Here is a 13,064-nt window from a genome sequence, read left to right as displayed (position 1 = left end):
GTATAAGAGACACCGAGGGCGCACCGGACGTACACCGTGCGACGCCCCTCCCCCTCCACGTCACGAACCTGACCGTGCGCTATGGCGGTGTCGTCGCCGTCGACGGCCTCTCCTTCGACATCGAGCCCGGCCGGGTCGTCGGCCTCATCGGCCCCAACGGCGCGGGCAAGACCTCCGCCATCGACGCCGTCACCGGCTTCACCCGGCCGGCCTCCGGCAGCGTCCGCCTCGGCGACCGCGACCTGACCGGCACCTCCGTACACCTGCGCGCCCGCGCGGGCCTGAGCCGGTCCTTCCAGTCACTGGAACTCTTCGAGGACATGACCGTCCTGGACAATCTGTACGCCGCCTGCGACCGCCCAGGCCCGATGGCGTACCTCAAGGACCTGATACGCCCCGGCAGCCGCCCTCTGCCCGCCCAAGTGCTCGTCGCAGTACGTGAGTTCGGTCTGGAGGGCAGCCTGGACCGCTCGGTGGGCGACCTCTCGTACGGGGAGCGACGGCTGCTGGCCATCGCCCGCGCGGTGGCGACCTCGCCCTCTGTCCTCCTCCTCGACGAGCCTGCGGCCGGCCTGTCGGACGACGAGACCCGTGAACTGGCGCACCTGGTACGGCGACTCGCCGAGGACTGGGGCATGGGCGTCCTGCTTGTCGAGCACGACGTGGACATGGTCATGAGCGTCTGCGACCAGGTCGTCGTCCTGGACTTCGGCCGCCGGATCAGCGTCGGCACCCCGGACGAGGTACGCGGCGATCCGGCCGTACGGGCGGCCTACTTGGGCGACCTGTCCCCGGAAGAGGCCGAGCAGGCCGAGGACGCGGTGCCCGGGGCGGAGGGGGATCCGGTGAGCGCGTGAGCGCCACAACGACTGGACCGAAGAAGCGAGGTCAGCCCGCCGCGCCGTCGAGCAGTCGGCTGTAGCGCAGCCGCAGCGCCCGCTCCGTGCTGGCCGCCACAGTGACGACCCCGACCACGGCGTTGCCCCATGCCGACAGGTCAATGGGCGAGGTGAAGGTCCCGACGTACTGGGCGACGCCCTCCGGCGCCCGGGTGACCTGTTCGGCGAGCTGGAGGATCAGGAGAGCCAGGCCGATGACGAGCACGATCGACGAGAGGAAACCCATACAGCGGCTCAGTGCGGGGTGTGCGCGGTCGAGGCGCGCGCGGCGCCCCTCGGCGGAGGCGGGGTCCGGGACGAGTTGGTGCTCGGCCCCCTGGGCGGTGACGTAGTGGCAACGCTTGAGCCCGAAGCTGCTCGTCCTTACTTCGACGGTGCCGCCCTGGACGGGGAAGACGGCAGGGACTTTGGACTCGGCGTGATGCCTGCCGTCGAGGTACAGGTGGGCCTTGACGTAGCCCTCCGAATGATTCTGATGCTTGACGTCGACGGCGTAGACCGTCTGCCGGCCGTCGTCGTTCATCAGCCGAAGATGGAACAGTGCGCGGGTAAGCATCTGCCACCAGCGGAAACGCTTCAACGGTCGCCCGTCCCCGGGCTTGACCCGCTGCACGGCCCGACGATGCCGCCACTCCTTGAGCATGCCTCTACTCCTGTTACTTGCCGGGTTCCGCTGCGCAGGCGAGGTCCTGCGACGGCCGCTGCCCGGTGGTCAGGAACGCGGTCACCGCGTCGTTCGCGCACGTGTTGGGGCCGAACGGATAGACACCGTGCCCGCCCTGGTCGGCCGTCACCATCGTGGCCCGCTTCCCGAACGCCCGCCGCAGCTCCTGGGCACCTACCAGCGGCGTCCCCGGGTCGCGCTCGTTCTGCGCCATGAGTACGTTCGACGGGCCCCGGTCACCGATGCTCACCGGCGGCTCCACCCGCTCGTCCGGCCAGAACGCGCACGGTCCGATGCCGGCCGTGGACCCGCCCAGCATCGGGTATTTCAGCCGGTCGACCGCGACGTTGCGCTGATACTCCCGGACCGTCTCCGGCCAGCGTGTATCGCCGCATATCACGGAAAAGCGGGCCGACATGAAGTTCTCCATGTTCGGAAACGGCGGGGTGGGCGGCGGCGGCTGGTCCGTGTCGAGTGCCTGCCAGGTCTTGGCCACCAGGGGCATGTCCGCATCGCTGTAGAGGCGGTCGAACGTGATCCCGCGGAACGACGTCGCGTCGAAGCCCTGGACCGGTTTCGCCTCCAGCCGCTCCGCGAGCTCGAAGAACTTCGCGGTCACCTGCTCCGGTGTGGTGCCCAGACCGTACTCGGGGTGCGCGGCCGCGAACGCCGCGAAGTCCGGGAACCGGTCCTCCAGTCCACGGGCGAGCAACCGCATGGCCGTGACGTCGTAACCGCCGGGGCCCAGGTTGCTGTCGAGCACGACCCGGTCGCTGCGCTTCGGGAACAGCGTTGTGTACACCGCACCGAGGTAGCTGCCGTAGGAGGCACCGAGGTACGAGAGCTTCGGCTCACCCAGCGCCGCCCGGATCCGGTCCATGTCGCGCGCGGTGTTCGCGGTGGTGGTGTGCGGCAGCATCCACGCCGTCCGTGAGGTGGCGCACTGCTGAGCGATGGTCCGCGCGTTGCCCGCCTCCCGCGCGACATCGGCCGCGGTGTGCGCGTACGGCGGCACGTTGCCGCGTGCCTGCTGCTCCGGTGTCAGATCGCAGGTCACCGGCGTGCTGCGGCCGACGCCGCGCGGGTCGAAGCCGATCAGGTCGTAGGAGTCGAGGACCTCCTGCGGCAGCCCTGAGCCGGCGAGAACGGCCGGGTAGCCGAGTCCCGTGATGCCGGGGCCGCCCGGACTGGTCAGCAGCACGCCGCGGCGCTGCGAGGGTTCCTTGCTCGTCAGCCGGGAGATCGCGATCTCGATCTGCCGGCCGTCCGGATCCCGGTAGTCCAGGGGGACTTCGAGCGTCGAGCACTCCAGACGGGGCAAGGCGGCCTTCTCCGAGGCGCCCGCAGCCTTCTCCGGGGCGGCCTTCTCCTGGCACGGGCCCCACCGCACGGTGTCCGGCGTCGGCGTCGCCGCCACCGGCACTCCCGGAATCGTGGTCGCCGCCACCGCGGTGGCGGCGATGGCGAGGGACAAGGTCCGGCGCATCTGGTGTCCTCCTGAGGGGTGCATGGGGGCGCACGAGGGCGCCGGAACGGGCGTGCTTGAGGCGGCCCCGCCGCGGATCACCGCTGGGGCGGACAGGGCTGTGATCACCATCCCGACCGCCTCGACGAGTCTGTCCGTGCGGCGCCGCCGGCACATCAGCCCCGCGGCTCGAATCGCCTTCGACCACAGGCGAGGCGGTGACTCGACTCTGGTCTAAGGCACATCAGCCCTCGGTCTGACTCACCGGCCGCATGGTTTCGCGACAATGGCCAGGTGAATACAGACGTCGCGCCACGGCTCGGGTGGTGGCAACAGACCTGGCGGCTGGCGGCGGCCGCGGCAGTGGGCGTACCGGTCTGGCTCTCTGCCGGTGCGGTGCTGCACTGGCAGGCGGCCGAAACGGGCTCCTGGTTCCTCATCGGTGATCCGCTGGTGGCTCTCGGCTGCCTGACGGCACTTGTGTGGCGACGGCGGTTCCCGCTCGCCGTCGCCACAACGGTCGCGATCGCCTCGACCGCGTCGACACTCGCCACCGGCGCCGCGCTTCTGGCGCTGGCCTCGATCTCCGCCCGTCGCCGTCCGGTGGAGATCGGGGTCGTCGCTCTGGCCAACGTGACCGCGTCACAGTTCGCCATCGGGCTCTACCCGGTCCAGAGCCCGCCCGGCTCGTTGTGGGCGTATCAGCTCGCGTTCCCGGCACTGACCGCGGGTATCGCGGTGGCCGTGGGCATGGCCATAGGCGCGCGGCGTGTCGAAGTGCGGTCCTTGCGAGACCGGGCGCAGAGCGCGGAACGGGAACAGACCGCACAAGCGGCGCAGGCACGGGCCCTGGAACGGAACCGGATCGCCCGCGAGATGCACGACGTGCTCGCGCACCGGATCTCCCTGGTCGCCATGCAGGCCGGAGTGCTCGACCACCGCAGCAACCTCAGCGCTGAGGACAACCGCGTGCTGATCCGGGGCATCGCCGACGGCTCCCACCAAGCCCTGGAGGAACTACGCGATGTCCTCGGTGTGCTCCGGGCCGACCCGGACCGCCCGGAACCACCACAACCCTCCCTCGACCGCATCCCCGACCTGGTGGCCGACGCCCGCACCTCCGGACTGGACGTCACGCTCACCACCACCGTGACGGGAACACCGTCCGACGTCGTCGGACGCACCTGCTACCGGATCGTCCAAGAAGGACTGACCAACGCCGCCAAACACGCCCCCGGTGCACACGTACACATCACCCTCGACGGATCAGCCGGCGGCGAACTGCACGTCAGCGTCCACAACTCCCCGACCACCACAGCAATCGCACAACCACCGGCATCGGGATTCGGCCTGCTCGGCCTCACCGAACGAATCAACCTCGCCGGCGGAAAACTCGACCACCACCCCACACCCGACAACGGATACATCCTCACCGCACAACTACCCTGGCCGAACCCCACCCACGAAAAGAGAACCTGAGTGGACAGCGAGCGGGAGCCGGTGCGTGTCGTCGTCGTCGACGACGAACAGCTGGTGCGCATGGCGCTGCGGCTCGTCATCGACGGCGAACCGGATCTGACCGTCGTCGCGGAGGCGGCGGACGGGGAGACCGCGATCGCCGTGGTGGACGAGCAGCGGCCGGACGTCGTGCTGATGGACGTGCGCATGCCCGGCCTTGACGGTCTCAGCGCGACCCGGGAACTCCTCACCCGACCGGCGCCGCCGCGGGTGCTCATGCTGACCACATTCGATTCCGACGATCTGGTGCTCGGCGCACTGCGGGCCGGAGCACTCGGGTTCGTCCTCAAAGACACCCAACCGCCGCAGATTCTCGACGCGGTGCGCACCGTCGCGGACGGGAACCCCGTGCTGTCCCCAGCGGCCACGGCACGGGTGATCGCCGCAGCCACCGGGCCACAGTCCGCTCACGCTCGCAGCTCATCCCGCGAAGCCGCACGGAAACAGCTGTCCACACTGACCGAACGAGAACTCCAAACTGCTCGGGCCATCGCGGACGGACTGGGCAACCCGGAGATCGCCCAGCGGCTGCGCATCAGCATCGCGACCGTCAAGGCGCACACAGGCAACCTGTTCGCCAAGCTGGCGGTCGAGAACCGGGTGCAGATCGCACTCCTTGTCCGCGACGCAGAGGAATGACCAGCCTGGCGCTGCCTCTGGGAAGTGGGCGTCACTCCGTGCGCAAAGCCGTAGCCGTACGAGTCCTGGCCGCCCAGCCCGCCGGGAGCAATGCGCCAAGCACCGCGATGGCGATCCCGGCCAGACCCAAGAGGACCAGCTGCGGGGTGTCGTACACCTCGAGGACCGACGGCGGCAGATCGGTGCCCGCGGCATGCCCCATCACCGGCAGGACGAAGCCGTGCAGCGCGAACCCGGCCGGCACGCCGACGAGACCGCCGAGCACGCCGATCCCTGCCACCGAGGCGAGCACGAGGGTCACGGTCTGCCGCGGTGACATGCCGAGCGCCTTGCACACGCCCAGGTCATGGACGCGCTCCCGGGTGTCGAGGACGACGGAGTTGAGTACGCCGAGGCCCGCCACGGAGACCAGCATGAGGGTGAGCAGGGCTGCCATGGCGTTCAAGATGATGACGAGGTTGTCCTGTTCCGAGGAAGAGTTGGCGCTCGCGTCGCCGCCCAGGGGCTGTACCGCCGCGGCGAGGTCCCGGGCGTACTCGGTGGCGGATACGCCGGACTTCACCTCGACGAGGAACACTCCGGGTGCGGCCTTCGGGAAGTCCGCCAGGTCCGCGTGGATCTCCAGCTCGTCGTCCGAGGTGTCGAAGGCCTCGCCGACGATGCGCAGGGTCTGTGTGTGCCCCTCGTAGGTCACCCGTATCGTGTCGCCGATCTCGGCACCGGTCTTCTCCAGGAAGCGCGAGGGGACGACGACCTGCCCCCGGCCGGTGATCCAGTGGCCGGAGATCATCTCGTAGGCGCCGGAGCGGGAGTCGCCCTCGTAGAGGCTGGCCTGGACGATGCCGGAGACGCCGCCGACGGTGACGTCCGCCTGGGTCTTGCCGTAGTACGAGGCGGTGCCGGACTCTGCCTCGATGGCGGCACGCAAGCGTGCCGGGTCGGCGCCGGCCGGTAGCTCGGCCGTGCCCGCCGCGGGGGCCGCCGGGACCTCGGCCGTGCCCGGCGCGGGGGCGGGTCCGCCGCGCGGGCCAGCCGGTCCGGCGCTGGTGAAGACGGTGACCGCCGCCCGGTTCTCGGGATCCTGGGCCTCGCCGACTGCGTTCAGGGACGAGGTCAGGCCCACCGCGAAGGTCGCCGCGACCGTGCCGAAGGCCACCGCGAGGAGCAGCGCGGCCGTGCGGACCGGGTGGGCGAAGGGTGCGGCGAGGCCGTAGGTCACCGCGCGGGGCAGCGGCAGCCGGCCCACCGCCCGATGTGCCCACTGGCCGCGTCCGGTGCGGGGTGCACGGCCGACGGCGATGGCCTCGACGGTACGCAGCCGTCCGGCCCGCAGTGCGGGGACCAGGGCCGCGATCCCCACGACGAGCAGCGCGGCAGCCACCACGACGACGTCCACCCACCAGGCCACCGACAGGGAGGCGGTGCCGTACGCCTGCTCGGTGCCGTCCAGCAGCGGTACGGCCAGCAGGTTGCCCAGGACGACACCCAGGGCGATGCCCACGCCGGCCGGGATCAACGCCTGCGCGACATAGGCGCGGACGACCTCGCGCGGGGTGAAGCCGATGGCCTTGAGGATGCCGATCCTGCGCAGGCTCGTGCCGACCGCGCCGCTGACCACACTGCCGACGATGATCACCGACATCGCGATGCCCAGCACGCCGAAGGCGATCAGGAAGGGGATGGTGGGCGCCGCGCCCGCGTCGGCCGCGCGCTTGGTGTCCAGGTAGGACTGGGTGCCGAGGAGCGCCCCTTTCGGTACGGCGGCGGCGAACTGCTTGCGGGCGGCGGCGATATGGCCGCCGGTGTCCGCTGAGTCGAGGCGGTAGAGCATCTGGCTGGTGACCGGGGTGTCCTTCGAGGCAAGTGCCTTGACCTGCGCGGGAGTTGCCCAGGCGTCGGCGGACCTGCCGGCCGAGACGGCGAGGCCGACGACGGTCACGGTCGGGGCGTCGGCAGCGTCCGAAGTCCTCAGCGTGGAGCCGAGCTTGAAGGCGGGGCCGGCGACCTGCGTGGTGAGCACGATCTCGCCGGGCTTCGTCGCCCACCGGCCGGAGGACAGGTCCAGGTCGTCCACGTCGGCGTGCGGGGTGGAGCGCCCGGCCAGGGTGACGGGCCGCAGGTGGCCGCCGCCCGCGTCCACCGGGCTGATCGTCGCGACCGGGTACGGTCCCGCGGTCGCGTTGACGCCGTCCAGCCGGCCGGTGGCCGCCAACTGTGCCGTGGTCGCCTTCGCCGGGTCGTACTCCGCGGTGAGGTGCGCCCCGTTCTGCCGGGCGAAGGCCTTGTCGAAGGGGGCGTCCACGGCGACCATCAGCGACCCGGCGACCACGGCCGAGGCCACGGCCATCATCACGGCCACGGCGATCACCACGGTCTGCACCCTGCGCCTGCCCACCCCGGAACGTACGACCCGGCCGAGCGCGCCGCCGCCGAAGCCGATCGTCGGACGGCTCATCGGACGGCCTCCGCATACGTGTCGAGGGCGAGATGACCGTCGACCAGATGAATCGTGCGGCTCGCGCACGCCTCCGCGAGCGCCAGGTCGTGCGTGACCAGCACGATGGTCTGCCCGCCGCGATGCAGGTCCACCAGCAGTTCCCGTACGTCCTGGCCCGAGGCGGTGTCGAGCGCTCCGGTCGGCTCGTCGGCCAGCAGCAGCGCGGGCCGGTTGACCAGCGCCCGTGCGACCGCGACCCGCTGGCGTTCGCCGCCGGAGAGCCGGCCCGGGTAGGCGCGGGCGTGCTTCTGGATGCCCAGCACCTCCATGAGTTCTCCGGCGCGGGCCGCCGCCTTGCGCCGCGCGGTGCCGGTCAGCTGGGCGGGGAGCTGGATGTTGTCGGTGACGGTGAGGTCGTCGAGCAGGTTGAAGAACTGGAAGACCATGCCGATCCGTTCGCGGCGGAACCGGGCCAGCGCGTGCTCGCTCAGCTGGTCGATCCGCCGCCCGGCCACGGTCACGGCGCCTTCGGTCGGCTTGTCCAGGCCCGCGACGAGGTTCAGCAGCGTGGACTTGCCGCTGCCGGAGGGACCCGTCACGGCCAGCGCCTCACCCTTCTCGACGGAGAGCGTGAGCGGTCCGAGCGCGGGCGTGCCGACGGTGTCGTAGCGCTTGGCCACGCCGTCCAGTTGGATCACCTGAGTCATGGGAGTTCGACCGTCCTTCGGTTCGCTGCGCTTCGGTTGAGTGCGAGAAGGCCCGTTGCCGGGCTCAGCGAACGTAGGAGCGTGCGCCGTGGTGGCGCGTCGGCCGCGGCACCGACATCCGGCCCTCCCCGCGAACGACCCGGCCGCGGGGTCATCCCTGCGAAGTACGCCTCCGGGACGGTGCTCTGGTCGCACAGGCGGACGCGGACCGGGCGGGAGAGCCACACAATGAGCGGATGGAGACGGAGGAGCGGCCCGGGTGGCGCCGACAACTGTGGGACGCGCTGCGGCCGGAGGCGAAGGGCGCCCCGTTGTCGCGGCGGGCCGCGCGCGCCGACGTGGTGCTGGCGGTCGTACTGACCGTGGTCGCGCTGATCGTGGCCTCGCGCTATCCCGGCGACGGGCCGGCGTTCGTCGTGCCGAGGGACGAGTACGGTGTGCCTGTCCCTCCTTACCCGCCGACTCCCCCGGCGCCGGGTGCGCGGGTCGTGGCGGACCGGGTCTCCGCACCGCCCTGGCCACTCGTGCTGCTGTCGGCGCTGCCGCTCGCGGCCCGGCGCCGGTATCCGCTGGCCGTGTTCGGGGTGGTGCTGACCGCGACGCTGGGCATCGGGGACCGTGCCAGCTGGATCACTGTGCTGACCTTTGTCATCGGCGCCTACAGCGCGGTGAAGCACAGTCGGTACCGGACGCTGGCGTCAGCCGGCCTGGTCATCGCCGCCGTGCCGGCCGGCTTGGCGTTCCGGCGGACGGATCCCGTGCTGCCGGGGTGGTCGAGTCCCGTGGTCGTGCTGCTGGCCGCCGGGGTGCTGGCCGGGACCGTCCGGTTCTGGCAGCGGCGCCTGGCGGCCGGTCGGGACCGGTTCGCGGAGTTGCAGCGGGCACAGGAGGAGAGCATGCGGCGGGCCGTCGAGGAGGAACGGGCCCGGATCGCCGCCGAGTTGCACGACGTCGTCACCCACAATGTGAGCGTGATGGTGATCCAGGCGGGCGCGGCCCGCAAGGTGATGGACGCGGCACCGGAGCGGTCGAAGGAAGCACTGCTGGCCGTGGAGGCCGGGGGCCGGGCCGCGATGGCCGAACTGCGCCATGTCATGGGCCTGTTGGCGGCCCCCGACACCGGTGGCGCCGACAGCCCCGCAGACGGTCTGGAACCCCAGCCCGGCCTCGGACAGCTCGACGCGCTGATCGAACGGGTACGCGCCGCCGGGACCCCGGTCGGCGTCGCGGTGTCCCTGCCGCCGGACCCGCTGCCGCCCGGAGTGGAGCTGACGGCGTACCGCGTGGTGCAGGAGGCGCTGACCAACACGATCAAGCACGCGGCCGGCGCCGAGGCGTCCGTCGTGATCGGTTACACCGGCGACTGTCTGGAGATAGAGGTCACCGACACCGGCGGCGCCCACGACTCGCCGCCGGTGGACGGCAACGGCCGTGGGCTGATCGGGCTGCGCGAGCGGCTGGCGGTCTACGGCGGCGAACTCACCGCCGGGCCGACCCTCGCCGGCGGATACCGGATCAAGGCCCGGGTCCCGTGGCGGATCGCGTGAACCGGCCGCCGCTGCGCGCGGTCATCGCCGACGACCAGGCTCTGGTGCGTACGGGCTTCGGGATGATCCTCGCCGCCGACGGCATCGAGGTGACGGCCGAGGCGGCCGACGGGGCCGAGGCGGTCGCCGCCGTACGGCGCACCCGGCCCGACGTCGTCCTCATGGACATCCGGATGCCCGGGATGGACGGCATCGAGGCCACCCGGCGGATCTTCGGCGGCGAAGGGCCGCAGGAGACGCGGGTCATCATCCTCACCACGTACGACCTCGACCACTACGTCTACGCCGCGCTCGCCGCCGGGGCCAGCGGCTTCCTGCTCAAGGACGTCACCCCGGAGCACCTGGTGGCCGCCGTACGTCTTGTGCAGTCCGGCGACGCCCTGCTCGCGCCCACCATCACCCGTCGGCTGATCGAGCGCTTCGCGCCCCGCGAAGAGCCCGGCTCTGCCACCCTCCACCGCGACCTGTCCGGGCTGACCCCGCGCGAGCTCGAGGTGCTCCGCCTGCTCGCGACGGGCCTCAGCAACGCCGAGCTCGCGGACCGGCTGTGCCTCAGCCCGACCACGGTCAAGACGCACATCGGCCGCATCCTGTCGAAGCTGGACCTCCGCGACCGCGTCCAAGCCGTCGTACTGGCCTATGAGACCGGACTGATCTCCCCCGGAGGCCCGACCGGGGCCGGCTGACGCGGTGCGAGGGCCCGGATCCCGGTCACCCGTCGCGCAGGTCCGCCACGTACGGCTGGTGGGCCAGCAGCCCGCCGTCCACGCACAGCGTCTGTCCGGTGATGAACGCCGCCTCGTCGGAGGCGAGGAACACCACCGCGGCGGCGATGTCCTCCGGCAGGCCGAGGCGCGGCGTGAGGTGATGGCGCAGCATGGTCTGCCTGATCGGCTCGTACGCCGCCCCGGTCTTCGCCTCGGTGACGATGAACCCCGGTGCGACGGCGTTGCAGCGCACACCCTGCTTGCCGTACTGGGTGGCCACGTACTGGGTCAGGTTGATCAGCGCGGCCTTGGAGGCGCCGTACGCGGGATTGCGCAGGTCGCCCGAAAGCCCGGACCCGGACGTGGTGTTGATGACGCAGCCGCCACCACGCGCGACCATGTGCGGCACCGCGGCCTGGATAGCGACCATCGTGCCGCGCAGATTGATGCGCATGGTGTCGTCCCAGACGGCCGGATCGGCCTCCGCGACCGCGAGGTCCTGACGGGCGGCCAGGTGGGTGGCCGCCGCGTTGTTGTGCAGGATGTCGAGACCGCCGTACGTCCCTGCCGCGGTCTCGACCATGGCCCGTACGCTCTCGACGTCACCGAGGTCCACGAGGACGGCCGTCGCGGATCCACCGGCGGCGGAGATCTCCTCCACCACCGCCTTCGCGCCGTCGAGGTTCAGATCGGCGACCACGGTGTGCGCGCCCTCGGCCGCCACGCGGCGCGCGGTGGCCGCGCCGATGCCGGAGGCGGCTCCGGTCACCACGGCGATCTTGTCGTCGAGTCGTCCCATACCCGATCCCATACCCGAACTCCCTTGTTCAGTCGGTGAGTTCTCAGTCGGTGAGTTGGCTGCCCACGACCGACACGAAGGAGACGCATTCGCCCGGTCCGCCGCCCAGGTTGTGGGTGAGGGCGAGCGAGCGCCCCTCTGCCAGAGTCCGGACCGTGCGTTCCGGCGGTGCCTCGCCGCGCAGCTGGAGCCAGGCCTCGAACATCATCCGCAGGCCCGAGGCGCCGATGGGGTGGCCGAAGGCCTTGAGTCCGCCGTCGGGATTCACCGGGAGTCCGCCGTCCAGGTCGAACTGTCCACTGGTGACGTCCTTCCACGCCTGGCCGCGGTCGGAGAAGCCCAGGTCCTCCATGAGGACCAGTTCGGTGGGCGTGAAGCAGTCGTGGACCTCGGCGAGGCCGAGCTCCGTGCGCGGATCGGTGATGCCCGCCTGCCGGTAGGCCTCCTTCGCGGACGCGACGACCTCGGGGAAGGTGGTGAAGTCGTACTCCGGGTCGAGCAGGCCGTCGGCGGGACCGGCGACGAAGGACAGTGCCTTCACGAAGATGGGCTTGTCCGTGTACCGGTAGGCGTCCTCGGCGCGTACGACGATCGCGGCGGCCGATCCGTCGGAGACCCCCGAGCAGTCGAAGACGCCGAGCATGCCCGCGACGATGGGGGCCGACCGGATGCGCTCCAGCGGGACCTCCTTGCGGAACTGGGCGCGAGGGTTGCGGGCGCCGTTGACGTGGTTCTTCCAGGCGATACGGGTGATGACGTCCTTCATCTCGTCCTCGGGCAGCCCGTACTTGGCCGCGTAGGCGGGGGCCAGGAGGGAGAAGTTGGCTGGGGCGGTGATCTCGCCCCGGCTGTCGTCACCGGCCCCGGGCATGGTGGTGCCCGACAGCCCCGACATGCCGGAGTCCTTGAGCTTCTCGACACCGACCGCCATCGCGACGTCGTACGCGCCCGAGGCCACGGCGTAACAGGCGTTGCGCAGCGCCTCGGAGCCGGTCGCGCACATGTTCTCCAGGCGGGTGACCGGCTTGTACGGCAGGTGCAGCGGCCGGCTGAGGGTCAGTCCGGAGACGCCGGAGGCCTGGGTGCCGAGCCAGAACGCGTCGATGTCGTCGAGCGTGATGCCGGCCGAGGTCACCGCCTCGCCCACGGCGTCGACCAGCAGGTCGTCCGCCGAGCGGGTCCAGTGTTCGCCGAAGGTCGTGCAGCCCATGCCGACGATCGCGACACGGTCACGGATTCCGTTCGAGCCCATCTGCGTACCTCCTCAGTCTTCCTCTGTGGCAGCTGTACCGGCGCCGAACCGCACGGGACGGGCCTTCCAGAAGTAGTTGTGGACACCGGCGGCGGTGACGGTGCGCCGGAAGGTCATCTCGACGCGGGCCCCGATGACGGTGTCGGCCTCGGTGGCGTCGGTGAGCTGGCAGCGGAACCTGCCGCCGCCGTCGTAGTCGACGACCACGACGAGCATCGGCGGGCTCGGCGTGTGCGCGAGCCGGTCCACGGTGAAGGTGGCCACCGTGCCCTGTACGTGTTCCATCGGCTCGTCGGTCATGGCGTCGACGCTGCGGCACGAGGTGCACACCCGGTCCGGCGGCAGATGCCGTGTGCCGCACTTCTCGCAACGGGAGGCGATGAAGCCGTACTTCCAGCTGTTGCGGCGGTGCGCGGGCGGGGCGTACGGG

General features: G+C 71.2%; 12 protein-coding genes. 5 read left to right on the top strand and 7 right to left on the bottom strand.

What is annotated here, in order from left to right:
- Positions 1-857: ABC transporter ATP-binding protein (locus G5C60_RS44660; protein ID WP_165268940.1), on the top strand; the 857-nt coding region annotated here is incomplete at its 5' end.
- Positions 858-888: 31 nt separating this feature from the next.
- Here the strand turns inward: G5C60_RS44660 and G5C60_RS44655 are convergent.
- Together G5C60_RS44655 and G5C60_RS44650 are read right to left on the bottom strand one after the other, a co-directional pair.
- Complete coding sequence (locus G5C60_RS44655; protein ID WP_165268938.1) at positions 889-1,542, bottom strand: hypothetical protein; 654 nt, start codon at positions 1,540-1,542, stop codon at positions 889-891.
- 13 nt (positions 1,543-1,555) lie between these two features.
- Entirely contained in the window at positions 1,556-3,049 is a 1,494-nt protein-coding gene (locus G5C60_RS44650) for an alpha/beta hydrolase (protein ID WP_165268936.1), read from the bottom strand.
- A 273-nt stretch (positions 3,050-3,322) separates the two neighbouring features.
- On the opposite strand from G5C60_RS44650, the gene G5C60_RS44645 reads away from it, so the two are divergent.
- Positions 3,323-4,507, top strand: a complete 1,185-nt coding sequence (locus G5C60_RS44645) for a histidine kinase (RefSeq protein ID WP_165268934.1) — start codon at positions 3,323-3,325, stop codon at positions 4,505-4,507.
- Entirely contained in the window at positions 4,508-5,185 is a 678-nt protein-coding gene (locus G5C60_RS44640; RefSeq protein WP_165268932.1) for a response regulator, read from the top strand.
- A 31-nt stretch (positions 5,186-5,216) separates the two neighbouring features.
- Here the strand turns inward: G5C60_RS44640 and G5C60_RS44635 are convergent, their stop codons facing one another.
- Both G5C60_RS44635 and G5C60_RS44630 read right to left on the bottom strand, forming a co-directional pair.
- Positions 5,217-7,640, bottom strand: coding sequence for an ABC transporter permease (locus tag G5C60_RS44635; RefSeq protein ID WP_165268930.1), 2,424 nt, complete (start codon positions 7,638-7,640; stop codon positions 5,217-5,219).
- Positions 7,637-8,329: an ABC transporter ATP-binding protein gene (locus tag G5C60_RS44630; protein WP_165268928.1), complete on the bottom strand. Its 693-nt coding sequence runs from the start codon at positions 8,327-8,329 to the stop codon at positions 7,637-7,639. Before G5C60_RS44630 ends, G5C60_RS44635 begins: the two co-directional genes overlap by 4 nt.
- 236 nt (positions 8,330-8,565) lie before the next feature.
- Here G5C60_RS44630 and G5C60_RS44625 point away from each other — a divergent pair, with 236 nt between their 5' ends.
- Both G5C60_RS44625 and G5C60_RS44620 read left to right on the top strand, forming a co-directional pair.
- Positions 8,566-9,876: a sensor histidine kinase gene (locus G5C60_RS44625; RefSeq protein ID WP_165268926.1), complete on the top strand. Its 1,311-nt coding sequence runs from the start codon at positions 8,566-8,568 to the stop codon at positions 9,874-9,876.
- Positions 9,861-10,562 (top strand): response regulator, encoded by a 702-nt coding sequence (locus G5C60_RS44620; RefSeq protein ID WP_165268924.1) that lies wholly within the window; start codon positions 9,861-9,863, stop codon positions 10,560-10,562. The genes G5C60_RS44625 and G5C60_RS44620 overlap by 16 nt, the downstream gene beginning before the upstream one ends.
- Positions 10,563-10,587: 25 nt before the next feature.
- Here G5C60_RS44620 and G5C60_RS44615 read toward each other — a convergent pair whose 3' ends face one another.
- From G5C60_RS44615 to G5C60_RS44605, 3 genes are all read right to left on the bottom strand, one after another.
- Positions 10,588-11,394 (bottom strand): SDR family NAD(P)-dependent oxidoreductase, encoded by an 807-nt coding sequence (locus tag G5C60_RS44615; RefSeq protein WP_241267521.1) that lies wholly within the window; start codon positions 11,392-11,394, stop codon positions 10,588-10,590.
- Positions 11,395-11,425: 31 nt separating this feature from the next.
- On the bottom strand, positions 11,426-12,634 hold the full coding sequence (locus G5C60_RS44610; RefSeq protein ID WP_165268922.1) for an acetyl-CoA acetyltransferase: 1,209 nt from the start codon (positions 12,632-12,634) through the stop codon (positions 11,426-11,428).
- Positions 12,635-12,646: 12 nt separating this feature from the next.
- A partial coding sequence (locus G5C60_RS44605; RefSeq protein WP_206440777.1) for a Zn-ribbon domain-containing OB-fold protein occupies positions 12,647-13,064 on the bottom strand: 418 nt, incomplete at its 5' end.

This window comes from Streptomyces scabichelini, assembly GCF_011045015.1.
Lineage (GTDB): Bacteria > Actinomycetota > Actinomycetes > Streptomycetales > Streptomycetaceae > Streptomyces > Streptomyces scabichelini.
This window is presented reverse-complemented; position numbering and strand designations above follow the sequence as displayed.

Coding starts and splice junctions, on each gene's coding strand:
- G5C60_RS44655 (WP_165268938.1), bottom strand. CDS start 1,542: ATGCTCAAGGAGTGGCGGCATCGTCGGGCCGTGCAGCGGGTCAAGCCC.
- G5C60_RS44650 (WP_165268936.1), bottom strand. CDS start 3,049: ATGCGCCGGACCTTGTCCCTCGCCATCGCCGCCACCGCGGTGGCGGCG.
- G5C60_RS44635 (WP_165268930.1), bottom strand. CDS start 7,640: ATGAGCCGTCCGACGATCGGCTTCGGCGGCGGCGCGCTCGGCCGGGTC.
- G5C60_RS44630 (WP_165268928.1), bottom strand. CDS start 8,329: ATGACTCAGGTGATCCAACTGGACGGCGTGGCCAAGCGCTACGACACC.
- G5C60_RS44625 (WP_165268926.1), top strand. CDS start 8,566: ATGGAGACGGAGGAGCGGCCCGGGTGGCGCCGACAACTGTGGGACGCG.
- G5C60_RS44615 (WP_241267521.1), bottom strand. CDS start 11,394: ATGGGATCGGGTATGGGACGACTCGACGACAAGATCGCCGTGGTGACC.
- G5C60_RS44610 (WP_165268922.1), bottom strand. CDS start 12,634: ATGGGCTCGAACGGAATCCGTGACCGTGTCGCGATCGTCGGCATGGGC.